A 24,203-nucleotide genomic window follows, 5' to 3' on the forward strand; every position below is an offset into this window, starting at 1 on the left:
GACGACGGCTTAAGCGCCGGGCGTAGCCCCCTTCCGCTCCTTGCTGCCACGCTCGTTGCGGCAGCGGTCGGAGCAGTAGCGAACCTCGTCCCACACCTTTTCCCATTTCTTGCGCCAGGTGAAGGGGCGGCCACAGGTGACGCAGGTTTTCTGCGGCAAATCGGATTTTTTGCGCATCTTCATGTGATCTGGCCTGCCTGAGCGGGGTCGGGATGGGGCTCCGGGTCGGATCCGGTGGAGGCAGGTTCGGCACCGGTTGCAAACAGGCTGAGCTGTCCATCGGGAGCCGACTTCGTCCGCCCCTTGCGTGCGGCCGGGGGCCCGTCGCTGCGCTGGCCGCGGTTGGCGATGCCTGCCTTGCGGCTGCCGTGGCGGTCCTGGATCCGGTCCGCCTCGCGGTGGAACTCACGCTCCTTGCGCAGGCCCCAGACCCGGTCGCGGGCCGCGCGGGCGGCCGCCAGTGGATCGACGATGGGCTCGGGATAGCGTCGACCCAGCAGCGACGCCGCGCCGCCCCACGTCCAGGGCGCATGGAGAAAGCCATCCGGCACCTCGGACAGTTCCGGCACCCAGCGGCGGATGAAGACGCCCTGCGGATCCTGGTCTTGCCCCTGCTTGACCGGGTTGTAGATGCGGATGGTGTTGATGCCGGTGGTTCCGGACTGCATCTGCACCTGTGGCCAGTGGATGCCCGGCTCGTAGTCGGTGAAGGCCCGCGCGAGATGCTCGCCCGGGGCCCGCCAGTCCAGCCAGAGATGATAGGCGGCCACGGCCATCAGCATGGCGCGCATACGGAAGTTCATCCAGCCGGTGGCATTGAGCGCGCGCATGGTCGCGTCGACGAAGGGCAGGCCGGTCTCGCCCGCGCACCAGGCCGCGAGCCGGGCGGCGTCGGGTTCGCGCGGGCGCAGGCCGTCGTGGGCGCGGTGGAGATTGCGGAACTCCAGCTCGGGCGCATCCTCCAGCTTCTGCATGAAGTGGCAATGCCAGTGCAGGCGGGACAGAAACGATCCGACCGCGCCCTGCCACTGGCGCGCGGCGCCGCTGTCGCCGCTCTCGACCAAGGTGCGCAGCCGGTCCTCGGCCCGCTGGGTGACCTCGCGCAGCGACAGGGTGCCGAAGGCCAGATGCGGCGACAGCCGCGAACAGGCATCGAAGCCGGTGACCGGGCTGGACATGGCGGCACGATAGGTGCGGCCGCGCTGGGTCAGGAAGCTGTCGAGACAGGCAAGACCGGCCCGGCGGCCGCCGCGCTGGCGGCCGGGGCAGAGGTCGGGGGCAAGGCCCAGGTCCTGCGCCGTCAGCAGGGGACCGGGCTCGATGCCGGGCAGCGGCGTCAGCGCCGGCTCCGGCAACAGCGGCTGGCGCATGTCGCGGTCCCAGCGCTGCGCCCAGCCGTTGCGGCTCTTCAGGCGGCGGATGACGCCGGTCTGGCGGGGCTCCTCCCAGGGAATGCCCGCCTCGCGGCAAAAGGCCTTCACGGCCAGATCGCGGGCATAGGTGAAGCCATTGCCGGTTTCCTCGTGCGACCAGAGGGTGGCGATGCCACGCCGGGCGTGCAGGGCGCGCAGAACCTCGACTGCGGCCCCCTTGCGGATGATCAGCGGCTGGCCAAGCCGGGCCAGATCCTGCCGCAGCTCGTGCAGGCACTCGGCAAGGAAGGCGTGATGCCGGCCGGAGGCATCCGGTTGCCGCCAGAGATCGGGCTCGATGATGTAGAGCGGCAGCACCGGACCGCGCCGCGCGGCCTCGACCAGCGGCTGGTGATCAAAGCTGCGCAGATCGCGCTTGAACCAGACGACCTGCAGGGGCGGAAATTCGGACATGGCACCGGCAACGGAACACAACGGAGGTAGCTCAGCCGCAAGGATGGGGGGGCGACCAACTATCGTGCCTCTACGCAGACCGGCCTGCAGAGGATTACCGGGAGTGCGTCAGAGCGACCCCGACTGGAAGCGGGCATCCGGATCTATCAGGTCATGCAGCCGCTGGGCTGCGTGCCGGGCAAAGCGCAGGGTCACCGCCTTGCGGGTGGCCGCCGGCAGCGGATGGCTTGGCGCCTCGCGCAGGATGTCGGCCGAAAAGCCGTCGGACAGGATCAGGCCAGCCTCCTCCGGGAAGATGTCCTGCGGCACGTCGGGATGGGTGGCGAAATAGAGCCGGTCGCAATGGGCGCGGTAGTCCGGCCATTTGCCGTCGGCGCGGAAGTCGGCAATGGAGGACTTCACCTCGACGATGACCAGCTCCTGCTTCTGGCCGAGCGCGATGAGGTCTGCCCGGCGGCCCGAGGCCAGCGTCAGTTCGGGCAGGCAGACATAGCCCTGCAGGCGCAGCAGCCGGGCGGTGCCGCGCCAGACCTTCAGCGCGGTCTCCGACTGGCGGCCATCCGTTAAGGGGTCGTCGAGGGCAATGCGATTGCCGGCGGGGCGATCAGTGAGGCTCATTCGCTATTTGTTCCCTTCCCGTTCGCGAAAATCAAGCACTGTTCCCGGCAATTCTTATCAAGGTTGTTCGGATTTTTCCGGTTTCGGCAAGAGTTGCCCCCCGGACGCGTCTCGCCCTTAGCCGCGCCCTGTCTCGGCCGCCATCCACAACGCGTCGATGCGCTCGTCCGGCCCAAAGGTCTCGCGGCAATTGGCCAGCAGCGCAAGGGCTGCATCGATTTGTCCGAGCGCCAGCAGCCAGCTGGCGCGCGCAAGCGGCAGATCCTTACGCCAGCGTTTTGGCAACCCGTGCAAGGCCGGGTCTTGCGCGATGGCCGCTTCCGCCGCCTGCATCAGATCAACCGCCAGGGCGAGATCGCCGACGCGTGCAGCGGCTTCGGCCCGCAGCCGCAGCAGGCCGACATGGCCCGGTGCGAACGCTGCCAGCGCATCAAGCTGCTCCGGCGTCAACCGCTCACCGGCAGCAAAGGCCTCGCCAGCGGCAGCAAAGCCCTCATGAAAGGCGCGCGGCAAGGGCCGGATCAGGCCCCGCGCCGTCAGCTCTTCATCGGGATCACGGTCGAACGTACGGGTGATTTTGCGGATCACGTTGAGCGTGTAGAGGTGGTCATGGCTGGCGTGGCAGGAGGCGAGATCGAACAGCCGGCCGCCCAGTCCCTGCGCCAGGACCCGCGCGACACCCGCACTGTCGACCGGATCGAGGTGTCCAAAGTAAAGATGGACAGGATGGGCAAGCTCCCGCCGCAGTCCGTCGAGCGCAGGGTCCAGCGCCAGCGCCTCGGCCGGGGTGCCGGGATGGGGCAGGCCATAGAGCGCGCTCTGGCTGCCAGGCCGGCCCAGCTCCAGCTCAGGCCCGAAGGCGTGGATCGCTCCGTCTCCCCGGCGCAGGCCGGTGACCAGCGCGGCGTATCCGCCCATCGAGGCGCCGTAGTGCAGGATGCGGGCGGGCCGGACCGAGGCAATGGCCGCCTCGATGGCGGCATCGATGGCCACCTCCTGGCCCAGATACCAGCCGTTACGCGTGTCGTTGAGAAACAGGCAGGCGTGACGGGTGGCGGAGAACATCCGCTCCAGCCCGAACTTGCCGTCCGGCACCCGAACCTGCGAATAGACCACGACGAGCAGGCCGCTGCCGGCACCGGGGGCAAGCCGGTGCCGGAGATGAGCCGATGGGTCAGGGGCGGGTGTCTGCGGCAGCGTCACAGGATGAAGCGCGACAGATCGACGTTCTTGGCCAGTTCCCCGACGTTGGACCGCACGTGCTCAGCGTCGATGGCCACCACCCGCCCGGCCTGATCGGGTGCGGAATAGGACACCTCGTCGAGGATCCGCTCCATCACGGTCTGCAGACGGCGGGCACCGATGTTCTCGACGCTGGCATTCAGCTCCACTGCAATGGCCGCGATCTCGTCGATGGCTGCCTCGGTAAAGCTCAGTTCCACCTCTTCGGTCTTCAGCAAGGCCACATACTGCTTGATCAGGCTGGCCTCCGGCTCGGTCAGGATCGCGCGGAAGTCCTCCCGCGTCAGCGGCTTCAGTTCCACGCGGATGGGCAAGCGTCCCTGCAATTCCGGCAGAAGGTCTGACGGTTTGGCCACATGAAACGCGCCCGAAGCAATGAACAAGATATGGTCCGTCTTGACCGGACCGTGCTTGGTCGAAACGACAGTTCCCTCGATCAGCGGCAGCAAGTCGCGCTGAACGCCCTCGCGCGAGACATCGCCGCCAACACGGCCATCGCGGGCGCATATCTTGTCGATCTCGTCAAGGAAGACGATCCCGGCATTCTCGACCAGAGAAACCGCTTCCCGGATGACCTTTTCCTCGTCGAGCAGCTTGTCGGATTCTTCGGCAATCAGGATGTCGTGCGATTCCTTGACCGTCACGCGCCGGCTTTTGGTCTGGCCGCCAAAGGCTTTGCCGAGCAGTTCGGACATGTTGATGACGCCGATGTTCGCACCCGGCATGCCGGGAACGTCAAAGCCCGGCATCTGCGGCGTCGCCCGAACCTGGATCTCGATTTCGCGGTTGTCGAGTTCACCGTCGCGCAGCTTCTTGCGGAAGCTGTCCCGGGTCGCGGGGCTGGCGCTGGCGCCGACCAGCGCGTCCAGCACGCGCTCCTCTGCCAGCACATGAGCCTTTGCCTTGACCTCCTGCCGGCGCACGTCGCGCACCAGCGAGATCCCGGCCTCGACCAGATCGCGGATAATCTGTTCCACGTCACGGCCGACATAGCCGACTTCGGTGAATTTGGTTGCCTCGACCTTGACGAAGGGGGCGTTGGCGAGCCGTGCCAGACGGCGGGCGATCTCGGTCTTGCCGACGCCAGTGGGCCCGATCATGAGGATGTTCTTCGGCAGAACTTCCTCGCGCATCGGGCTTTCCAGCTGCTGCCGGCGCCAGCGGTTGCGCAGGGCGATGGCGACGGCACGCTTGGCGTCCTTCTGGCCAACGATATAGCGGTCGAGCTCGGAGACGATCTCGCGGGGGGAAAAATTGGTCATCGTGTCGATGGTCCTCTCGGGGGCGCGCCGCGTGTCAGCGCGCGCTCTCCAGGCTTTCGATGGTGAGATTGCCGTTGGTGTAGACGCAGATGTCAGCGGCGATGGCCATCGCCTTGCGTGCGATCGCCTCGGCTTCCATGTCGGTGTCCACCAGCGCGCGGGCAGCGGCCAGCGCGAAATTGCCGCCGGACCCGATACCCATGACACCGCCCTCAGGCTCAAGCACGTCGCCAGTGCCGGTCAGGACCAGCGAGACATCCTTGTCGGCAACCAGCATCATGGCTTCGAGCCGGCGCAGATAGCGGTCCGTCCGCCAGTCCTTGGCCAGCTCGACACAGGCGCGCATCAGCTGTCCGGGATACTGCTCAAGCTTGGCCTCAAGCCGCTCGAACAGGGTGAAGGCATCAGCCGTGGCGCCGGCAAAGCCGCCAATCACGCTGCCCTTGGCCAGTGGCCGCACCTTGCGCGCGGTATTCTTGATCACCGTCGGTCCGAGCGAGACCTGCCCGTCGCCAGCAATGACAACGCGGCCGCCCTTGCGGACCATCAGGATTGTGGTCCCGTGCCAGGTGCCCATTCCGTGTTCTGAACTCATGTCCCGTCCGTCTGTCGCATCCGTCTCCGGCGTCCATGCCGGAAGACGACGGCGGCCGCGAATGCAGATCATTTGGTCCAGACCTGTCGATCCGGGCCGGTCCACATTCAGGTCACCGCTTCGTTGGTTCTTATTTAGGCACGCAAGTGCCGGACGCCAAGCTGCGCTCTGGCGCACCCGTCAGACCCGTGCCCCTGTTTCGGTGATCAGCCGCTTTACCAAGGCATTGAGCGAGGCCATGCTGCGCTCGTTGCGCAGGTCGCCCTTGTCGTCAAAGGCCTCGGCTGCATTGGGAACCATGATCATATCCGGGATCAGCAACGCGCCAAGCCCGATTTCAAGGATTGTCCGCGTACCGATCAACCCGCGAATGCCGCCGAGCGCGCCCGTCGAGGCGGAGCCAATCGCAAAGACGCGGTTCTTGAACGCAGCAGCCGGCGGTTCGCCCGGATCATTCAGGCGGCTGATCCAGTCGAGGGTGTTCTTGAGCAGCGGTGTAATGGCAGTGTTGTATTCCGGGCAGGCGATGAAGACACCCTGATGCTCCTGCATCAGCCGCTTCAATTTATGCGCGGCTTCCGGCACGCCCTTTTCCCGTTCATGGTCGCCGTCATAAAGCGGCATCGGATAGTCGGCGAGGGAAATGCGGGTCACGTCCGCATCGGCCATGACCAGTTGCTTGGCAACAAGGGCAGCCAGTTGCGTGTTGTAGGACCCGCCCCGGATGGAGCCGGAGAAAACCAGAATTCTGGGATGGCGCATGAAATCTCCTCGGCACTGCGGCGCACTGCGTCGTTTCGCGGTGCACAGTGCGGGCAGAACGAAGAAAGTTCAATGACCGGACATGAACCCTCGGCTCTGACCTAGCGTCTGGGCGTCCAGGAATGGCGCGGATCAATCCGGGCGTCGGTACACCCATACCCGTGCAGGCGGCAGATTTGCCCAGATCCAGTCGGTCCGCGCCAGATCAAAAAGTCCGGCTTCCGGCTTCACCGGAGGAACCAGCGCGTAGGAGAACTGGATGAAAGGGGCACCGGGCTCCAGCAGATCGAGAGCTTCGAGGATCAGCGCGCGTCGTTGCTCTTTCGGTTTGTTGAACAGAGGCAAACCGGAGACGATTGCGGAAAACCTTGCAGTCTCGCCCGCCGCCACTTGAGGGGCAAGGGTGCTGCGTAAGCTGTAGGCGTCACCCTGTAGGGTGATCATGCCTGGGTAGCGCTGTTGCAGCAGGTGGCAAAAATCCGGACTGTACTCGATGGCCGTGAGATCTCGTTGGGCGACGCCGCGGTCAAAGATCGCCTTGGTCACCACACCGGTGCCCGGTCCGAGCTCGAGATAACGACCGCCCGGGCGCACGGGAACAAAGGAAGCAATCCGCTGCGCCAGTTCCGGCCCCGACGGGCTCACGGCGCCCATGGTCAGCGGACTGTCGATCCAGCTGCGAAAAAACCTGAGCTCGTCGCGGATCTTGTCCACGAGGCCCTTGTGTGTCAGCAGCTTGTGCGCGGCCATCGGATCCATCCCCTTAACGATAATCTCCATTTAGGAAACCATGACGGGCGATTTCAAGACCGAACTTTGCTGACGTAAACGTCACAGCATGCTAACTGCCTATTTTATCGAGAAAATCCTTTACCCTGGCAAAGAAACCTGCGGACTCAGGATTGTTCTCGCCGGAGCTCTCCTTCTCGAACTCCGCCAGCAATTCCCGTTGGCGTTTCGTCAGGTTCGTCGGCGTTTCAACGGTGACCTGGATATACATATCGCCATGCTGGTTCGAGCGCATGACCGGCATGCCCTTGCCCTTCAGGCGGAACTGCTTGCCCGTCTGGGTGCTTTCGGGAACCTTGACCCGTGTCGTGCCGCCATCCACGGTCGGGACGTCGAACTGGCCGCCGAGCGAAGCCGTCGTCATCGAGATCGGAACGCGGCAGTAGAGATCCGCGCCATCGCGCTGGAAGAACTCATGCGGCTTGATCGACAGGAAGATGTAGAGATCGCCGCTGGGGCCGCCGCGCAGGCCCGCTTCGCCTTCGCCGGCCAGCCGGATCCGGGTGCCGTCCTCGATGCCGGCCGGAATGTTGACGGACAGGGTCCGCTCCTGCGTCACCCGCCCCACGCCGCCGCAGTTGGTGCAAGGGTCGGAAATGACCTGACCACGCCCCTGGCAGCTCGGGCAGGCCCGCTCGAGGGTGAAGAAACCCTGTGCCGCGCGCACGCGTCCGGAGCCGCCGCAGGTGCGGCAGGTGGTGGGGCTGGAGCCCGGCTTGGCGCCCGAGCCGCCGCACGGCTGACAGGTGATCGAGGTTGGCACTTCGATCTCGACCGTCTTGCCTGCAAAGGCCTCTTCCAGAGTGATTTCAAGATTGTAGCGCAGGTCAGCCCCGCGCTCGCGGCCGCCTGAGCGACGGCCGCCGCCGCTCATGCCAAAAAATTCCTCGAAGATGTCGGACATCGTCGAGGCAAAGTCATGCGAATGCGCACCGAACCCGCCGCCACCGCCGCCATTCTCGAAGGCAGCGTGACCGAAGCGGTCATAGGCTGCGCGCCGCTGCCCGTCTTTCAGGATGTCATAGGCTTCGTTGACTTCCTTGAAGAGTGCTTCGGCAGCATCGTCCCCTGGGTTGCGGTCGGGGTGATACTGCATGGCGAGCTTGCGATAGGCGCTCTTGAGCACCTTTTCATCCGCGCCGCGCTCAACGCCAAGGATTTCATAATAATCGCGCTTTGCCATAGTCGAGGTACTCGCTGGATTCTGGAGCGCTTTCCAATCGAACCGATAGGCCGGTCGATGAGAAATCGCTCCCAGATCAATGCGTTGAGCTACTTCCGGAGAACTTTACTGCCCGCATGTCCCGTCTTGCGCCGATTACGCACAACGGAGGCTTTTCGCTCTTGTCCCTTAATCGGGCCACTTGCAAGCAAAAAGCGAGCCGGCGCTGCCTGTATGGGCAGCGCCGGCTGCGCCTGTTACTTCTTGTCGTCGTCCTTGACTTCTTCGAAGTCGGCATCGACGACATCATCCTTGCCGGCCTCGTCGGCGTCGGAGGAGCCGCCCTCGGCTTCCGCCTGCGAAGCCTTGTACATGGCCTCGCCCAGCTTCATCGAGACTTCAGCCAGAGCCTGGGTCTTGGCCTGGATGTCGGCGACATCTTCGCTGGCCAATGCCGTCTTCAAGCTCGCCAGTGCTGTCTCGATGGCACCCTTGTCGGCTTCGCTGACCTTGTCGCCATAGTCCTTGAGGGACTTCTCGGTGGAGTGCAGCAGAGACTCGCCCTGGTTGCGGGCTTCCACCAACTCGCGACGCTTCTTGTCCTCGTCGGCGTGGGCTTCAGCGTCCTTGACCATCTTCTCGATGTCGGCGTCAGAAAGACCACCCGAGGCCTGGATACGGATCTGCTGTTCCTTGCCGGTGCCCTTGTCCTTCGCCGTCACATTGACGATGCCGTTGGCGTCGATGTCGAAAGCGACCTCGATCTGCGGCATGCCACGCGGGGCGGGCGGCAGGCCCATCAGGTCGAACTGGCCGAGCATCTTGTTGTCGGCCGCCATCTCGCGTTCGCCCTGGAACACCCGGATCGTCACGGCGCTCTGGTTGTCCTCGGCGGTCGAGAAGGTCTGGCTCTTCTTGGTCGGGATCGTCGTGTTGCGGTCGATCAGGCGGGTGAACACGCCACCGAGCGTCTCGATGCCGAGCGACAGCGGGGTGACGTCGAGCAGCAGGACGTCCTTGACGTCACCCTGCAGCACGCCGGCCTGGATGGCAGCGCCCATGGCCACCACTTCGTCCGGGTTCACGCCCTTGTGCGGCTCCTTGCCGAAGAATGCCTTCACGACTTCCTGGATCTTCGGCATGCGGGTCATGCCGCCGACGAGAACAACCTCGTCGATCTGACCGGCAACAAGGCCAGCATCCTTGAGGGCTGCCTTGCACGGCTCGATCGTCCGCTGCACCAGATCCTCAACGAGGGTCTCGAACTTGGCGCGGGTCAGCTTCATGGTCAGGTGCTTCGGACCAGAGGCATCCGCCGTGATGAACGGCAGGTTGATTTCGGTCTGCGAGGCGGACGACAGCTCGATCTTGGCCTTTTCCGCAGCTTCCTTGAGGCGCTGCAGGGCAAGCTTGTCGTTCTTCAGGTCGATGCCCTGATCCTTCTTGAACTCGGTCGCCAGATAGTCGACCAGGCGCATGTCGAAGTCTTCACCGCCAAGGAACGTGTCGCCGTTCGTCGACTTCACCTCGAAGACGCCGTCGCCGATCTCGAGCACGGACACGTCGAAGGTGCCGCCGCCAAGGTCATAGACCGCAATGGTCTTGCCTTCGGTCTTGTCGAGGCCATAGGCAAGGGCCGCCGCAGTCGGCTCGTTGATAATGCGCAGGACTTCAAGACCGGCGATCTTGCCGGCATCCTTGGTGGCCTGACGCTGGGCGTCGTTGAAATAGGCCGGGACGGTGATCACCGCCTGGGTGACCGTTTCGCCAAGATAGCTCTCGGCGGTTTCCTTCATCTTCTGCAAGATGAAGGCGGAAACCTGCGACGGAGAGTACTTGCCGCTGTTGGTCGCAACCCAGGCATCGCCATTGTCGGCCTTGACGATGTCGAACGGAACCAGGCCCTTGTCCTTGGCTACGGTCGGGTCGTCATAGCGGCGCCCGATCAGGCGCTTGACGGCAAACAGCGTATTGGTCGGGTTGGTGACTGCCTGGCGCTTTGCCGGCTGGCCGACCAGGCGCTCGCCATCGTCGGTGAAGGCAACCATCGAGGGCGTGGTGCGTGCACCTTCCGAATTCTCGATGACCTTTGCATCCTTGCCGTCCATGACGGCGACGCACGAATTCGTCGTGCCGAGGTCGATACCGATGACCTTTGCCATTTTATCCTCTCTTTCCAGCAAACCGGATGGACCCGCGTCGGCGTCGATCCGGCCCCTTTTCACGATGAGCCTCCGGCCTCTTGGCCGGGGACACGCTGCCCGTATCCTGATGACGTTTTGTTTCCGCCTTGGCGGACAAAACCTGCTCCAGGACCGGATAGCGCGTGGCTTGACCGCTATATAGGTTGAGGCGTGAAGTGCCGCAAGGCACATGCCAATGTTGTTCGCCCGCACAGCATGTGCGGTGTATTCCTTCGCAAAGCGTTACTGTGCCGCCGCAAACCCCTTGCTGGCCGCGATTGACCACAACATGGTCAGACCCACGCAAGCCTCGGCACCACAGCAAATCCAGGGAGACGCTGATGCAGGACTTACCGGGTCAGGGCAATCCACTGGCAGAGGACAAGGCTGCAGTTTCGGCGCGCCGCAAGGCTGTGCTGCCGCAGGGCTTTCGCCATGTTCCCGGACGGCTTGCCCGCGATGACCAGGAAGCGCTCGTTGCAGAGCTGCGGGCCATTATTGCCGAGGCACCGCTGTTCACGCCGGTCATGCCGCGCACCGGAAAACCATTCTCGGTGCGCATGAGCAATTGCGGCCCGCTTGGCTGGGTTTCGGATATTCACGGCTACCGCTATCAGCCGCTGCATCCTGTCACGGGCAGACCCTGGCCAGCGATGCCGTCGGTCCTGACTGCCCTGTGGGCAGAGCTTGCCCCCGATGCGCCGCCGCCAGAAGCCTGCCTGATCAATTTCTACGCCGCCGACGCCCGCATGGGCCTGCATCAGGACCGGGACGAGGCGACCTTCGACGCGCCGGTTCTGTCGGTCTCGCTGGGCGATACGGCGCTGTTCCGCATCGGCGGACTTGAGCGCAGTGATCCGACGCTGTCCCTGAAACTGTCGTCCGGAGATGTGGCCCTGCTCGGCGGCGCGTCCCGCCTCGCCTTTCACGGCATCGACAGGCTTTATCCGGGGACCTCCACCCTGCTGAAAGGAAGCGGGCGGATCAACCTGACACTGAGGCGGGTGACAGTACCCGCCTAAGCCTCAGGCCCAGGCCTTTAATGCAAGCGCCGCCAGCGCAATCGCGATGATCCACAGTGCCACGCGGCCGGAGCGATTGTGCCGGGCCTCCGAGCGGCCGATGGCATCGGCGGTCTCGGCGTCGAAGCGGAAGCCCTTTTCGGCCATCCGCTCCATCTCCTGCGACAGGCGGCCAATACGGTCAGCGAAAATGGGCAGGTCCGTCGCAATGCGCCCCAGCGCGGTCAGGCCGGTGCCGAGATCACGCAGCCGGCCCACAGGTCCGAGATTGCCGGCAATCCAGTGCGAGACCACAGGCTCTGCCGTCCGCCACATGTCAAGGCGCGGGTTGAGCGTGCGCGCAACACCTTCGACCACGACCATCGTCTTCTGCAGCATGATCAGCTGCGGCTGGGTGCGCATCTGGAACAGTTCGGTGATCTCGAACAGCTGCGTCAGCAGGCGCGCCATCGAGATTTCAGAGGCATCATGGCCATGGATCGGCTCGCCAATGGCGCGGATCGCCTGGGCAAACACATCCACGTCCTGATCGGCCGGAACATACCCGGCCTCGAAATGCACCTCGGCCACCCGGCGGTAGTCGCGCGTGATGAAGCCATAGAGGATTTCGGCCAGGAACCGGCGCTCGGACCGGCCAAGGCGACCGGTGATGCCGAAGTCGACAGCGACCAGCGTGCCGTCCGGCTGAACGAAGAGGTTGCCCTGGTGCATGTCGGCGTGGAAGAAGCCATCGCGCAGGGTGTGGCGCAGGAAGCTCTGGATCACATTGGCGCCAAGCGCCTCCAGATCCATCCCGTCTTCGGTGATGCCGGCGACGTCGGAGAGCTTGCGCCCGTCGATCCACTCCATCGTCAGCACGCCCTTGGCGCTTCGCATCCAGTCGACGGCCGGCACCCGGAAGCCGGGGTCCTCAGCGGTGTTCTCCGCCATTTCCGACAGGGCAGCCGCCTCGAGGCGGAAATCCATCTCCAGCGCTACGGAACGCGCGAGCGTGTCGACCACGGCGAGCGGGCGCAGTCGCCGCGCGGCCGGCACGAACCGCTCCGCCAGCCGGGCGACCAGATAGAAGCTCTGCAGATCATTGTTGAACCGGCGAGCGACATCCGGACGCAGCACTTTTACCGCCATCTTGCGGACCGAGCCGTCAGGCTGGCGCACAAGGGCCGGATGCACCTGTGCCATCGAGGCTGCGGCGACAGGTTCGCCGAACTCGACATAAAGCTCGTCGACCGGGCGCATCAGCTGCTCGGCGATCTGGGCGCGGGCCTCTTCCTGCGGGAAGGCGGGCAACCGATCCTGAAGATGCGCCAGTTCCGCGGCGGCTTCCTTGCCGACCACGTCGGCGCGCGTCGCCAGAAACTGCCCCAGCTTCACGTAGGATGGCCCGAGCCGGTTCATGGCGTCCGACAGGCGCAGCCGCGCGCTCTTGTCCTGCACCGACCGGCGTTCCAGCAGGCGCGCAAGCCGGATGGCGAGGCGCGGTCCCGCCGGCAGGTCAGGCAGGTTCACAAGCCCGAAAACACCCTCACGGGCGAGCACGAAGCCGGCCTGCATCAGCCGCAGGGTCGGGCGGATCAACTGCGCCATCGGATCAGAGTTTCCAGCCCGAATGCAGCGCGGCAATGCCGCCGGTGTAATTGCGGTAGGTGACCTTCTCGAAGCCGGCCTCGCCGATCATCTCGGCGAAACGTTCCTGGTTCGGGAACTTGCGGATGGATTCCACGAGATACTTGTAGGGGTCGCCGTCGCCAGTCACAGCCTTGCCGATCGCCGGGATCGCGTGGAACGAGAAGGCGTCATAGACCTTGTCGAGCATCGGCAACTCGACTTCCGAGAACTCGAGGCACAGGAACCGGCCGCCGCGCTTCAAGACGCGGTGGGCTTCCCGGAGCGCCTTCGGAATGTCAGGCACGTTGCGGATGCCAAAGGCGATCGTATAGGCGTCGAAAGTCTTGTCCGGGAACGGTAGGACTTCGGCGTTGCCCTGGGTGAAGGTGATGAAGGGCGACAGTCCGGCCTTCTCGGCCCGGTCCTGGCCGACGGACAGCATGGACCCGTTGATGTCCAGCACGACCGCCTCGACTTCGCGGCCAGAGCGTTCGACGATGCGCGTCGCGATGTCACCCGTGCCACCGGCGACGTCCAGGACATGCCAGTCACGGCCGGGCGTGTGCGGCGGCGCCAGGACCGAGACCATCGCATCTTTCCAGAGCCGGTGCAGGCCACCGGACATCAGATCGTTCATGATATCGTAGCGGGTTGCCACCTTGTGGAACACGTCGTTGACCATGCCCTGCTTCTCGCCTTCGCGCACGGTGCGGAAGCCAAAGCTCGTCGGCATTTCACGCGGGTCGCGATGGCCGGGGTAGGCGGCGCCTGCCGCAGCGGTCTCGTCAGTCATGCAGGTCTCCTTGGCCACCGGGAAAGGCGGCGGCCCGGGTTCGGTTCGGCGGGACCATAGTACAGCCCGCGTGCCGACGCTATTGTTGCCCCGGCCCTCAGTCCTATGTCATGCGTCTCATATAGGCGAGGCCTCTCGTCCGCCTAGCGATTTTTCAGGGAAGCGCAAGCCCCATGCCCGAGTTGCCGGAAGTCGAAACCGTACGCCGCGGCCTTGCGCCGAGCCTTGAGGGCGCGCGTGTCCTCAAGCTGGAATGCCGCCGGCCGGACCTGCGGTTTCCTTTCCCAGAGCGCTTCAGTGAGCGCGTCGAGGGACGACGTGTCGCAGCCCTGTCCCGCCGGGCGAAGTATCTCCTGGCAGATATTGATGACGGCGAGGTGCTGGTGATGCACCTTGGCATGTCCGGCTCGTTCCGGGTCGAGGATGCTAGGGACAGCCATTTGCCCGGTGACTTTGCCCATGCCCGGTCGAAGGACGAGAAGCACGACCATGTCGTGTTCCATCTGTCGGCACCGGGATCCGACAGCGGTGATGCAGTCGCCCGGATCGTCTACAACGACCCGCGCCGCTTCGGCTTCATGCAGATGGTGCCAAGGGCGGGGCTGACCTCGCATCCGCTGTTTGCGGCCATGGGGCTGGAGCCACTCGGAAACCGCCTCGATGGCGACGTGCTGGACGGCCTCTTCCGCGACAAGCGGACGCCGCTGAAAGCCGCATTGCTCGACCAGCGCCTGATTGCCGGCCTCGGCAACATCTATGTCTGCGAGGCGCTGTGGCGCTCCGGCCTGTCGCCGCAACGCGCGGCTGGCGAGATCTGCGGACCGCAACGCGGACGCAAGGTGCTGCGCGAGAAGCTTGCCCTGTCGATCCGCGAGGTGCTGGAAGAGGCGATCCTCGCCGGTGGCTCGACATTGCGTGACCACACGCAAACTGACGGAACGCTTGGCTACTTCCAGCACAGTTTTGCTGCCTACGGCCGGGAAGGCGAGCCCTGCCGCACGCCAGGCTGCGGCGGTACTATCGAACGTCTGGTGCAGTCCGGGCGGTCAACCTTCCATTGTCCGAAGTGCCAGCGATAGACACCTCAGCCAAAGGGCTGGCGTCCCTGCCCGTTCGCTTGCACGCCCGAAAGGTGTCGGATACCCCTTGAATGACGTGCCCGCGTGCCGATGTCCGGAACGCGGCGGAACGGCATTCGGCGCTTGCTGGCAGATCGGAGGCCGATCGCCTGCATGCGTTTCAAGCGGAGGATCCAGATGGCATACGAGAACATCCTGACCGAAAAGCGTGGCAAGGTTGGCATCATTACGCTCAATCGCCCCAAGGCACTGAATGCACTGTGTGCCGAGCTGATGGCCGAGGTCGCCGCCGCGCTCGACGCCTATGAAGCGGATGAGCGCATCGGCTGCGTCATCATCACCGGGTCGCAGAAGGCCTTCGCCGCCGGTGCCGACATCAAGGAGATGCAGCCCTTCGATTTTGCCAAGGCCTACATGGGCGACCTGATCACACCCTGGGACCGGGTGGCGCGCAACCGCAAGCCGGTCATTGCGGCCGTGGCCGGTTATGCGCTCGGAGGCGGCTGCGAGCTGGCGATGATGTGCGACTTCATCATCTGCGCCGACAATGCCAAGTTCGGCCAGCCTGAGATCACCCTCGGCGTGTTGCCCGGCGCCGGTGGCACCCAGCGGCTGACGCGGTTCGTCGGCAAGTCCAAGGCGATGGATATGTGCCTCACCGGTCGGCTCATGGATGCCATCGAAGCCGAGCGCTCAGGCCTCGTCTCTCGCGTCGTGCCGGTTGATGACCTCATGGAAGAGGCGCTGAAGGCGGCGGAAAAGATCGCCGACTTCTCCCTGCCGGTGGTCATGATGACCAAGGAAAGCGTCAACCGCGCCTATGAGACGACGTTGGCGGAAGGGATCCGGTTCGAACGCCGCATGTTCCATGCCGCCTTCGCCACCGAGGACCAGAGTGAGGGCATGGCGGCCTTCATCGAGAAGCGTGCGCCGCAATTCCGCAACAAATAACGTACCGTCGGGCGGGTTTGGCATTGACGGTTTCGACCCGCCCGACTATAAGCCTCCCCCAATCGGTGGCATCCAGCGTGCCGCCGAATTCGTTTGACGCGGAGCATGATCGGACCTAAAGGTGCGCGCTCCGATGTTGATCGGGTTTTTAGTTTCACACTCGGACCAGGATTGAGCCAATGGCCAACACTCCCTCGGCCAAGAAGGCGGCCCGCAAGATTGCCCGCCGGACGGCTGTTAACAAGACACGCCGTAGCCGCATGCGCACCTTCCTGCGCAAGGTCGAAGAAGCGATTGCTTCCGGCGATCACGCAGCTGCAACCGCAGCGTTCCAGGCCGCCCAGCCGGAACTGATGCGCGCCGCCTCGAAGGGGGTCGTTCACGCCAACACCGCCTCGCGCAAGGTATCGCGCCTGAACGCACGCGTGAAGGCTCTGAAGGCCTGAGACAAGCTCCAGAAGCCTGTCATGAACCCGGCCCGCAAGGCCGGGTTTTTTGTTAGCCGACGCGCTTGAAAGAAATGCCATCCGGCTAAGTTCCTACCGTCCAGCGACCCAAAGGCGGTGATCCGGTCTGCCATATTTTTTCCATATATATCATGCACTTATCGATATGTTGGAAAAGACGTATGGCCCTATGCCGGATTCGGTTTGAGTCAAGCCGGACACGGGATTTTTTTTTGGTCTGGTGACGCCAAACCGCATCGCCGGATAAGCACCGCGAAAAGACGTTGAGTCAAAACGGATTTGCTCCCGAGAGGCGGATTGATGGCCGGGATTTGACGCAGCGACAGGCCGAATGTGTCGGTTTTTGTTAACGAGTCGCTGTTGCTCCCTACCTAGGGCCTGTGTATGTTCAGTCCATCGGCGCAAGCTCGAAACTAAATAAAAAATTACACAGTGCATGGACCAGACAATGATCACGACGACTTTCTTGGAAACCCCTCCGCAAATATTCGGGTATTGCTTGGCTAAGTCGCTGGTCATTGTCAGTTTCATCAGCGCGAGCTCTTAAACCTACTCAATAATCTCCTCAGCTTTGGCATCGACACACCGCGGCGTTTCAACGTTGCGAAGGGGGCATCTTGTCGAATTCTATGGCTTATGCCGGAGACGTTGACGTCGAAACGGCTTATCAGGCGGTGGCATCCAACCCGGACGCGGTCCTGGTTGACGTGCGCACCCGGGCAGAATGGACCTTTGTCGGCGTGCCGGATCTGCGCGCCATCGGCAAGGACGTCCTGATGGTCGAATGGCAGGGCTTTCCTGCCGGAAGCGCCGTGCCGGATTTTGTCGAGACGCTGAGTGGCGAGATTGCCCGGCGTGGCCTGGACAAGGCTGCACCGATCTATTTTCTCTGCCGGTCCGGCGCGCGCAGCATGAGTGCAGCGATCGCCATGACCAGCGCGGGATACGGCCCGTGCTACAACATTGCTCAAGGGTTCGAGGGGCCGATGGGTCCTGAGGGTCACCGGGGTGGTGTGGCAGGCTGGAAGGCCAAGGGTCTTCCCTGGGTCCAAAGCTAGACCCGTTTCAGTTTCGAAATGGTAGGTCGGCGGGGCGGCATAAGCTGCGTCCCGCGCAGGATCTGTCGACTTGAATTTCTATCGCCGTTTTAACGCGGCGACATAAAACAACAGCCGCTCAGCGGCATACCGAACAAGGCAGCAGGCCCTGGGCTGTGGCGGACCGGGACCTGGCATGACGACGGAGGCGAGGCGACATGCATATCCAACAAGAAGTAGGCTCCGAACAATGGAACCGTGTCAAAACGCGTCTGCGCGCCGAGCTTGGAGATGATGTCTTCAGCAGTTGGTTTGCACGTGTGGACCTCGAAGAAAATGCAGACGGGACCGTACGTCTGTCCGTTCCGACCCGGTTCCTGAAACAGTGGATCCAGTCGCACTACCGCGACCGGCTCGTCGGTCTTTGGCAGCGTGAGTGTGAGAACGTGCACCGCATCGAACTGACGGTCCGTGGCGCGGCGCGTCCGCGTCCGGTCGAAATGCCGATGGCCAGCAGTCTTCCGGCGCCGACCCGTTCCGTGGTGACCCAAGCTGCGTCCGAATACCGTCCGATCACGCTGAACGAGCCCAACTCTGTTGCAGCGGCACAGGCGGCAACAGCCGCCCTTGCCCGGGCCGAGGCCGACAACTCCGCCCGCGACGTGTTGCAGGGCGCAGCCCTCGATCCGAAATACACGTTCGAGACCTTTGTCGAGGGTGACTCCAACGGACTGGCGCTGGCTGCGGCCAAGCAGGTGGCGGCCGGCGGCGCGGTCACCTTCAACCCCCTGTACCTGCATGCGTCTGTCGGTCTCGGCAAGACACATCTGATGCAGGCGGTTGCCTCAAAGGCACGCGCGTCGGGCCGCAAGGTGCTGTATCTGACCGCCGAGCATTTTATGTATCGCTTCGTGGCGGCCCTGAAGGCGCAGTCCGCGCTGGCCTTCAAGGAGACCCTGCGCACGATCGATCTGCTGCTCATCGACGACATGCAGTTCCTGCATGGCAAACAGGTGCAGCAGGAATTCTGTCACACCCTGAACGCGCTGATTGATGGCGCCCGCCAGGTGATCGTGGCCGCCGACCGCGCTCCGTCCGAACTCGACACGCTGGATGACCGCGTCCGTTCGCGCCTGTCCGGTGGACTGGTCGTCGGCATCGCAGAGCCCGACTTCAGCCTGCGCCGCAACATCCTGTCGGCCCGCGTCACCAGCACCCGCAAGTCCTATCCGAACTTCACGGTTCCGGACACGGTGCTGGATTATGTCGCCCGGCATGTCGTCTCATCCGGCCGCGACCTTGAAGGGGCGCTGAACCGTCTGATGGCACATAACCAGTTGACCAACCAGCCGATCACGCAGGAAATGGCGGAGATGACCCTCCGCGACCTGATCCGCTCGAGCGAACCGCGCCGAGTGAAGATCGAGGACATCCAGCGGATCGTTTCGAAGCACTATAACGTGACCAAGGCCGATCTCCTGTCGGCCCGCCGGACGCGCACCATCGTGCGCCCGCGCCAGATCGCGATGTATCTTGCAAAGGTGATGACCCCGCGTTCGCTGCCGGAAATCGGCCGTCGCTTTGGCAACCGCGATCACACCACCGTGCTGCACGCCGTGCGCAAGATCGAGGAAATGGCGCGTGCGGACGTGACGCTGGCGCAGGAGATCGAACTGCTGAAGCGCATGCTCGACGCATAAGCTGCGTTGCGTGAATATCGGCAACAAGAGGGACGTCCATACGGGCGTCCCTCTTGCTTTTGCGCTGCATTAAGGGCACGTTCGGTGCCCGTCCCGCTCCAGCGGGGCTAACTGTATCCAGCGCCGGAACAATCACGGCCCACGAGTACATGGACGAACCGTCATGAAAGCCACCCTCGAACGGACCGACCTCCTCAAGTCCTTGACCCACGTTCACCGGGTTGTCGAGCGGCGGAACACCATTCCGATCCTGTCGAACGTCCTGCTGCGCGCAGAGCAAGGCGTGTTGAAACTCAAGGCGACCGACCTTGATCTTGAGGTCGTCGAAACTGTTCCGGCAATGATCGAGGCCCCGGGCGCAACCACTGTGCCGGCCCACATGATCTATGACATCGTGCGCAAGCTCCCCGATGGCTCTCAGGTCGTGCTGGAGACCAACAGCGACGGCACGACGCTGGAATTGCGCGCTGGCCGCTCGCGCTTTGCGCTGCAGATGCTGCCTGAAGCCGATTTTCCGGACCTCACGGCTGGCACTTTCCCGCACCAGTTCACCCTGACGGCCGGTGCAATCCGCAAACTGATCGATACGACCCAGTTTGCGATTTCGACCGAAGAGACCCGCTACTATCTCAATGGCATTTATCTGCACGCAGTGACCGGCGCCAATGGGGAGATGGTCCGGGCCGTTGCGACGGACGGGCATCGTCTGGCGCAGGCCGAGGTGCCGGCACCGCAGGGCGCCGTCGGTATGCCGGGTGTCATTGTGCCGCGCAAGACCGTTGGCGAAATCCAGAAGCTTCTGGAAGACCGCGATGCAGAAGTGACCGTGGAACTGTCAGAGACCAAGATCCGCATCACCAACGGCATGGTGGTTCTGACATCCAAGCTGATTGACGGGACGTTCCCGGACTATGGCCGTGTCATTCCGCAGCACAATGACAAGGAACTCCGTGTCGACCGTGACGAGTTCAAGGAGGCCGTTGACCGCGTATCGACGATTTCCTCTGAGCGGGGGCGCGCGGTGAAGCTTTCCCTGTCGGAGGGGCGACTGGTTCTCGCTGTCAACAATCCGGATTCCGGTAGCGCCACCGAAGAACTCGCCGTCGAGTATGATTCCGATCCGATAGAGATTGGCTTCAACTCGCGCTATTTGCTTGATATTGCAGCACAATTGTCAGGGGACACAGCCCTCTTCCGCTTGGCAGACTCCGGCTCGCCGACACTGGTGCAAGATCATGCCACCGAAGACTGCCTGTTCGTGCTGATGCCGATGCGCGTCTGAGCTTTCATGCATACGGCCAGAGCCAGGTGAGGAGCGATGACGTCCCCGGCTCCGGTAGCCATTGAACGGCTGCTTCTGACAGATTTTCGCAACTACGCCCGGCTGGCGCTCGTTCCCGCCGGGCGTCTTGTTGCGCTCGTCGGGAACAATGGCATTGGCAAGACCAATGTGCTGGAGGCGATCTCCTTCCTGTCTGCCGGGCGCGGCCTGCGCCGGGCCGCCTTGTCCGAGATCGCGCGGCGAGAGGGCCCAGGTGCCTGGGCGGTCGCGGCCACGCTGAACGGCCCCCTGGGCGACGTGCAGATCGGCACCGGTTACGCGGGCACGGAAAGTGGCCGACGCGTGCGTATCGATGGCACCGAAGCAAAATCCTCCGAAGCACTGCTCGAACACGTGCGAGTGCTGTGGCTGGTGCCGGCGATGGACGGCCTGTTCACGGGACCGGCCGGCGACCGGCGGCGCTTTCTGGATCGCTTGACCCTCTCCATCGATCCGTCGCATGGCCGCCGGGTGTCCGATTTCGAGAAAGCGCTAAGCCATCGCAACCGGCTTCTGGACACCGGCGGATCCGCCGCCTGGCTCGACGCCGTGGAACAGCAGCTTGCCGGTCTGGGGCTCGCCGTTGCTGCCGCACGGCGCGAGACGGTCAGCTTGCTTCAGGGGCGCATCAATGCCCAGAGCGGGCTCGGCCTTCCCTTCCCCAGCGCGAACCTGTCGCTGGAGGGCGAGTTCGAGCAGGCTGCCAGCGGACTGGCTGCCAGTGACCAGGAGGAGTTGCTGCTGCGCCAGCTGCGCGATGGTCGAACTCGTGACCGGGCGGCGGGCCGCACCCTGAACGGCCCGCATCGGACCGATCTTTCGGTGCTGCATGTGGCCAAGGCGATGCCGGCAGGCCTTGCCTCGACCGGCGAGCAAAAGGCACTGCTGATCGGCCTGATCCTTGCCCACGCCGATCTGACGGCCGCCGTGTCCGGATTGACGCCGATCCTGCTCCTCGACGAGGTCGCGGCCCATCTCGATCCGGGTCGCCGTGCAGCCCTGTTTTCGCGTCTCGTCAGCCTGAACTGCCAGGTCTTCATGACTGGAACGGATGCCCTTCTCTTCGCCGACCTGCCCGATGGGAGCGAGATCGTGCCTCTTGCGGAGCGGTAGATCGACAACTCAACCGGATACCCTGACAGAGGGGCCCCGAAATGGCCCGATTTCCGTGGCTTTATCCACCTTGCCCCAACGTGATTCCCGTCCTGAGACCGGGTCTGGTTGAACCTTCGGACCAGTGCCGTATAAGGGGATCCTGACTTTCTTGACCGATTGGTGACTGATTCGCATGAGCGACACCCCGACCCCCGAGAACACCGCCGCCGCCACTGCCGCCGCCGAACAGGAATATGGTGCCGACAGCATCAAGGTGCTGAAGGGACTTGATGCGGTGCGCAAGCGTCCGGGCATGTATATCGGCGATACCGATGACGGCTCCGGCCTGCATCACATGGTCTACGAGGTGGTTGACAACGCCATCGACGAGGCTCTGGCCGGCCACGCCGACCGCGTCACTGTCACGCTGAACGCCGATGGCTCCGTTACCGTGACGGACAATGGCCGCGGCATTCCCACCGACATGCACCCGGAAGAGGGTGTCTCGGCAGCTGAAGTCATCATGACGCAGCTGCATGCCGGCGGAAAATTCGACCAGAACTCCTACAAGGTTTCCGGTGGTCTGCATGGCGTTGGCGTGTCGGTGGTGAACGCGCTGTCGTCCAGGCTGGAGCTGCGCATCTGGCGCGGCGGCAACGAGCATTTCATGCGCTTCCGCCACGGCGATGCTGAAGCTCCCCTGGTCGTGGTCGGTCCGGCCAATGGCCGCAAGGGCACCGAGGTGACCTTCCTGCCCTCGCCGGAAACCTTCACCCATATCGAGTTCGATTTCGCCACGCTGGAGCACCGGCTGCGCGAACTGGCCTTCCTCAACTCTGGCGTCCGCATCCTGCTGACGGACAATCGCGGTGTCGAGGAAAAGCAGGTCGAACTGTTCTACGAAGGTGGCCTCGAGGCCTTCGTCCGCTATCTCGACCGCGCCAAGCACCCGCTGCTGGAAGCTCCGATCACCATGATCGTCGAGCGCGACGGCATCACCGTCGAAGCCTCAATGTGGTGGAATGACAGCTACCATGAGCAGGTGCTCTGCTTCACCAACAACATCCCGCAGCGCGATGGCGGCACCCATCTTGCCGGCTTCCGCGGCGCGCTGACCCGTCAGATCACCGGCTATGCCGAAAGTTCCGGCCTGATGAAGAAGGAAAAGGTCTCGCTCACCGGCGACGATTGCCGCGAGGGTCTGACCTGCGTTCTGTCCGTCAAGGTTCCGGATCCGAAGTTTTCGTCGCAGACGAAAGACAAGCTGGTCTCCTCCGAGGTGCGTCCGGTGGTGGAGAACGCCATCAATCAGGCGCTGTCGGAGTGGCTGGAAGAAAATCCGGGCAAGGCCCGTGCCGTGGTTGGCAAGGTGGTGGAAGCCGCCTCTGCCCGTGAAGCGGCACGCAAGGCGCGCGAGCTGACCCGCCGCAAAGGGGCCCTCGACATCGCCTCGCTGCCAGGCAAGCTCGCCGACTGCCAGGAGCGCGATCCAGCCAAGTCCGAACTGTTCCTCGTCGAGGGTGACTCGGCAGGTGGCTCCGCCAAACAGGGACGCCATCGCGAGCGTCAGGCGGTTCTGCCGCTGCGCGGCAAGATCCTCAATGTCGAGCGCGCGCGCTTCGACAAGATGCTCTCTTCCAACGAAATCGGCACGCTGATTACTGCGCTTGGCACCGGCATCGGCAAGGAAGAGTTCAACGTCGACAAGCTGCGCTACCACAAGATCATCATCATGACGGACGCCGACGTCGACGGCGCCCATATCCGCACCCTGCTGTTGACATTCTTCTTCCGCCAGATGCCGGATCTGATCGAGCGCGGCCACATCTATATTGCCCAGCCACCGCTCTACAAGGTGAAGCGCGGTCAGTCCGAACAGTATCTGAAAGACCAAACGGCGCTGGAAAACTACCTGATCAGCACCGGCCTGGACGACACCTCGCTTACCCTTGCCAATGGCGAGGTGCTCATGGGCGCGGATCTACGCCAGGTGGTCGAGACGGCGCGCAGCATCAGCGGCATTCTCGATGGCCTGCACGCCCGCTATGACCGATCCGTGGTCGAGCAGGCAGCCATTGCCGGCGCTCTCAACCCGGAAGTCCTGCACAATGTCGAAAAGGCGCAGGAGGCAGCGGCCTATATCGCTCGCCGGCTGGATATCCTTGCCGACGAGTTCGAACGGGGCTGGTCGGCCGAAGTCCGTGATGACGGCAGCCTCGTGTTCCGCCGCACTGTGCGCGGCGTCGAGGAAGTTGCAACCATTGACGCGGCCCTGCTCGGCTCGTCCGATGCGCGTCGCCTGGATGCGCATGGGGCCTATCTCCGAGAGATCTACGGCAAGGCCGCCACGCTGCGCCGCAAGGATCAGGAACACGCGATCCGGGGTCCGCAGGCCCTGCTCTCGACCGTGTTCGCCATCGGCCGCAAGGGCATCAGCCTGCAGCGCTATAAGGGTCTCGGCGAGATGAACCCCGAACAGCTCTGGGAAACCACGCTGGATCCTAACGTTCGCTCGCTGTTGCAGGTTCGCGTGCGCGAGGCGGACGACGCCGACGACATCTTCACCAAGTTGATGGGCGACGAAGTCGAGCCGCGCCGCGAGTTCATCCAGGATAATGCGCTGAGCGTCGCCAACCTCGACGTCTGACGCGCAAATTCCATGTCCTGAGCAGGCCTCGGCGGTTCATCCGG

General features: G+C 63.8%; 21 protein-coding genes. 9 read left to right on the forward strand and 12 right to left on the reverse strand.

The annotated features are described in order from the left end of the window. Window positions 1-9 precede the first annotated feature (9 nt). The 10 genes from C8348_RS07785 to dnaK all read right to left on the reverse strand — a co-directional run bounded on the left by C8348_RS07785 (window position 10) and on the right by dnaK (window position 10,418). Window positions 10-177 carry a DUF2256 domain-containing protein gene (locus C8348_RS07785; protein WP_208983652.1) on the reverse strand — a complete coding sequence of 56 codons (168 nt, stop codon included), beginning with the start codon at window positions 175-177 and terminating at the stop codon, window positions 10-12. Between the two features lie 2 nt (window positions 178-179). Then, the gene (locus C8348_RS07790; RefSeq protein ID WP_106752734.1) at window positions 180-1,826 is read right to left on the reverse strand and encodes an FAD-binding domain-containing protein; all 1,647 of its coding nucleotides are present in this window, start codon (window positions 1,824-1,826) and stop codon (window positions 180-182) included. A 108-nt stretch (window positions 1,827-1,934) separates the two neighbouring features. After that, entirely contained in the window at window positions 1,935-2,444 is a 510-nt protein-coding gene (locus C8348_RS07795; RefSeq protein WP_106752735.1) for an MmcB family DNA repair protein, read from the reverse strand. 117 nt (window positions 2,445-2,561) lie between these two features. Continuing rightward, window positions 2,562-3,647: a hypothetical protein gene (locus C8348_RS07800; protein WP_106752736.1), complete on the reverse strand. Its 1,086-nt coding sequence runs from the start codon at window positions 3,645-3,647 to the stop codon at window positions 2,562-2,564. After that, complete coding sequence (gene hslU, locus C8348_RS07805) at window positions 3,644-4,948, reverse strand: ATP-dependent protease ATPase subunit HslU (protein ID WP_106752737.1); 1,305 nt, start codon at window positions 4,946-4,948, stop codon at window positions 3,644-3,646. The genes C8348_RS07800 and hslU overlap by 4 nt, the downstream gene beginning before the upstream one ends. 34 nt (window positions 4,949-4,982) lie before the next feature. Next, window positions 4,983-5,543, reverse strand: coding sequence for an ATP-dependent protease subunit HslV (hslV, locus tag C8348_RS07810; protein ID WP_106752866.1), 561 nt, complete (start codon window positions 5,541-5,543; stop codon window positions 4,983-4,985). A 180-nt stretch (window positions 5,544-5,723) separates the two neighbouring features. Continuing rightward, window positions 5,724-6,305 (reverse strand): NADPH-dependent FMN reductase, encoded by a 582-nt coding sequence (locus C8348_RS07815; RefSeq protein ID WP_106752738.1) that lies wholly within the window; start codon window positions 6,303-6,305, stop codon window positions 5,724-5,726. Window positions 6,306-6,437: 132 nt separating this feature from the next. Next, window positions 6,438-7,055 (reverse strand): class I SAM-dependent methyltransferase, encoded by a 618-nt coding sequence (locus tag C8348_RS07820; RefSeq protein ID WP_106752867.1) that lies wholly within the window; start codon window positions 7,053-7,055, stop codon window positions 6,438-6,440. A 91-nt stretch (window positions 7,056-7,146) separates the two neighbouring features. Further along, the gene (gene dnaJ, locus C8348_RS07825; RefSeq protein WP_106752739.1) at window positions 7,147-8,277 is read right to left on the reverse strand and encodes a molecular chaperone DnaJ; all 1,131 of its coding nucleotides are present in this window, start codon (window positions 8,275-8,277) and stop codon (window positions 7,147-7,149) included. 236 nt (window positions 8,278-8,513) lie between these two features. Further along, window positions 8,514-10,418, reverse strand: a complete 1,905-nt coding sequence (gene dnaK / locus C8348_RS07830) for a molecular chaperone DnaK (protein ID WP_106752740.1) — start codon at window positions 10,416-10,418, stop codon at window positions 8,514-8,516. A gap of 362 nt (window positions 10,419-10,780) precedes the next feature. On the opposite strand from dnaK, the gene C8348_RS07835 reads away from it, so the two are divergent. Beyond that, window positions 10,781-11,461, forward strand: a complete 681-nt coding sequence (locus C8348_RS07835) for an alpha-ketoglutarate-dependent dioxygenase AlkB family protein (protein ID WP_106752741.1) — start codon at window positions 10,781-10,783, stop codon at window positions 11,459-11,461. Between the two features lie 3 nt (window positions 11,462-11,464). Here C8348_RS07835 and ubiB read toward each other — a convergent pair whose 3' ends face one another. Beyond that, window positions 11,465-13,048, reverse strand: a complete 1,584-nt coding sequence (ubiB, locus tag C8348_RS07840) for a 2-polyprenylphenol 6-hydroxylase (RefSeq protein WP_106752742.1) — start codon at window positions 13,046-13,048, stop codon at window positions 11,465-11,467. 4 nt (window positions 13,049-13,052) lie between these two features. Further along, window positions 13,053-13,862, reverse strand: coding sequence for a bifunctional demethylmenaquinone methyltransferase/2-methoxy-6-polyprenyl-1,4-benzoquinol methylase UbiE (gene ubiE / locus C8348_RS07845; protein WP_106752743.1), 810 nt, complete (start codon window positions 13,860-13,862; stop codon window positions 13,053-13,055). Window positions 13,863-14,035: 173 nt separating this feature from the next. Here ubiE and mutM point away from each other — a divergent pair, with 173 nt between their 5' ends. The 8 genes from mutM to gyrB all read left to right on the forward strand — a co-directional run bounded on the left by mutM (window position 14,036) and on the right by gyrB (window position 24,159). After that, window positions 14,036-14,941, forward strand: coding sequence for a bifunctional DNA-formamidopyrimidine glycosylase/DNA-(apurinic or apyrimidinic site) lyase (gene mutM, locus C8348_RS07850; protein WP_106752744.1), 906 nt, complete (start codon window positions 14,036-14,038; stop codon window positions 14,939-14,941). 177 nt (window positions 14,942-15,118) lie between these two features. Continuing rightward, the gene (locus C8348_RS07855; RefSeq protein ID WP_106752745.1) at window positions 15,119-15,892 is read left to right on the forward strand and encodes an enoyl-CoA hydratase; all 774 of its coding nucleotides are present in this window, start codon (window positions 15,119-15,121) and stop codon (window positions 15,890-15,892) included. 179 nt (window positions 15,893-16,071) lie between these two features. Then, window positions 16,072-16,338, forward strand: coding sequence for a 30S ribosomal protein S20 (rpsT, locus tag C8348_RS07860; protein WP_106752746.1), 267 nt, complete (start codon window positions 16,072-16,074; stop codon window positions 16,336-16,338). Window positions 16,339-16,988: 650 nt separating this feature from the next. Next, window positions 16,989-17,417, forward strand: a complete 429-nt coding sequence (locus C8348_RS07865) for a rhodanese-like domain-containing protein (protein ID WP_106752747.1) — start codon at window positions 16,989-16,991, stop codon at window positions 17,415-17,417. A 197-nt stretch (window positions 17,418-17,614) separates the two neighbouring features. After that, window positions 17,615-19,096 (forward strand): chromosomal replication initiator protein DnaA, encoded by a 1,482-nt coding sequence (gene dnaA, locus C8348_RS07870; RefSeq protein WP_106752748.1) that lies wholly within the window; start codon window positions 17,615-17,617, stop codon window positions 19,094-19,096. Window positions 19,097-19,259: 163 nt separating this feature from the next. Beyond that, window positions 19,260-20,378 carry a DNA polymerase III subunit beta gene (dnaN, locus tag C8348_RS07875; protein ID WP_106752749.1) on the forward strand — a complete coding sequence of 373 codons (1,119 nt, stop codon included), beginning with the start codon at window positions 19,260-19,262 and terminating at the stop codon, window positions 20,376-20,378. A gap of 36 nt (window positions 20,379-20,414) precedes the next feature. Next, window positions 20,415-21,530 carry a DNA replication/repair protein RecF gene (recF, locus tag C8348_RS07880; protein ID WP_106752750.1) on the forward strand — a complete coding sequence of 372 codons (1,116 nt, stop codon included), beginning with the start codon at window positions 20,415-20,417 and terminating at the stop codon, window positions 21,528-21,530. 175 nt (window positions 21,531-21,705) lie between these two features. Beyond that, window positions 21,706-24,159: a DNA topoisomerase (ATP-hydrolyzing) subunit B gene (gyrB, locus tag C8348_RS07885; protein ID WP_106752751.1), complete on the forward strand. Its 2,454-nt coding sequence runs from the start codon at window positions 21,706-21,708 to the stop codon at window positions 24,157-24,159. The last annotated feature ends 44 nt before the right edge of the window (window positions 24,160-24,203 follow it).

The organism is Pannonibacter carbonis (assembly GCF_003012935.1).
Taxonomy (GTDB): Bacteria; Pseudomonadota; Alphaproteobacteria; order Rhizobiales; family Stappiaceae; genus Pannonibacter; species Pannonibacter carbonis.

Bases quoted from the DNA above. Each gene is read 5' to 3' on its own strand.
- C8348_RS07785 (WP_208983652.1), bottom strand. From the start codon at position 177: ATGCGCAAAAAATCCGATTTGCCGCAGAAAACCTGCGTCACCTGTGGC.
- C8348_RS07790 (WP_106752734.1), bottom strand. From the start codon at position 1,826: ATGTCCGAATTTCCGCCCCTGCAGGTCGTCTGGTTCAAGCGCGATCTG.
- C8348_RS07795 (WP_106752735.1), bottom strand. From the start codon at position 2,444: ATGAGCCTCACTGATCGCCCCGCCGGCAATCGCATTGCCCTCGACGAC.
- hslU (WP_106752737.1), bottom strand. From the start codon at position 4,948: ATGACCAATTTTTCCCCCCGCGAGATCGTCTCCGAGCTCGACCGCTAT.
- hslV (WP_106752866.1), bottom strand. From the start codon at position 5,543: ATGAGTTCAGAACACGGAATGGGCACCTGGCACGGGACCACAATCCTG.
- C8348_RS07815 (WP_106752738.1), bottom strand. From the start codon at position 6,305: ATGCGCCATCCCAGAATTCTGGTTTTCTCCGGCTCCATCCGGGGCGGG.
- C8348_RS07820 (WP_106752867.1), bottom strand. From the start codon at position 7,055: ATGGCCGCGCACAAGCTGCTGACACACAAGGGCCTCGTGGACAAGATC.
- dnaJ (WP_106752739.1), bottom strand. From the start codon at position 8,277: ATGGCAAAGCGCGATTATTATGAAATCCTTGGCGTTGAGCGCGGCGCG.
- dnaK (WP_106752740.1), bottom strand. From the start codon at position 10,418: ATGGCAAAGGTCATCGGTATCGACCTCGGCACGACGAATTCGTGCGTC.
- C8348_RS07835 (WP_106752741.1), top strand. From the start codon at position 10,781: ATGCAGGACTTACCGGGTCAGGGCAATCCACTGGCAGAGGACAAGGCT.
- ubiB (WP_106752742.1), bottom strand. From the start codon at position 13,048: ATGGCGCAGTTGATCCGCCCGACCCTGCGGCTGATGCAGGCCGGCTTC.
- ubiE (WP_106752743.1), bottom strand. From the start codon at position 13,862: ATGACTGACGAGACCGCTGCGGCAGGCGCCGCCTACCCCGGCCATCGC.
- mutM (WP_106752744.1), top strand. From the start codon at position 14,036: ATGCCCGAGTTGCCGGAAGTCGAAACCGTACGCCGCGGCCTTGCGCCG.
- C8348_RS07855 (WP_106752745.1), top strand. From the start codon at position 15,119: ATGGCATACGAGAACATCCTGACCGAAAAGCGTGGCAAGGTTGGCATC.
- rpsT (WP_106752746.1), top strand. From the start codon at position 16,072: ATGGCCAACACTCCCTCGGCCAAGAAGGCGGCCCGCAAGATTGCCCGC.
- C8348_RS07865 (WP_106752747.1), top strand. From the start codon at position 16,989: ATGGCTTATGCCGGAGACGTTGACGTCGAAACGGCTTATCAGGCGGTG.
- dnaA (WP_106752748.1), top strand. From the start codon at position 17,615: ATGCATATCCAACAAGAAGTAGGCTCCGAACAATGGAACCGTGTCAAA.
- dnaN (WP_106752749.1), top strand. From the start codon at position 19,260: ATGAAAGCCACCCTCGAACGGACCGACCTCCTCAAGTCCTTGACCCAC.
- recF (WP_106752750.1), top strand. From the start codon at position 20,415: ATGACGTCCCCGGCTCCGGTAGCCATTGAACGGCTGCTTCTGACAGAT.
- gyrB (WP_106752751.1), top strand. From the start codon at position 21,706: ATGAGCGACACCCCGACCCCCGAGAACACCGCCGCCGCCACTGCCGCC.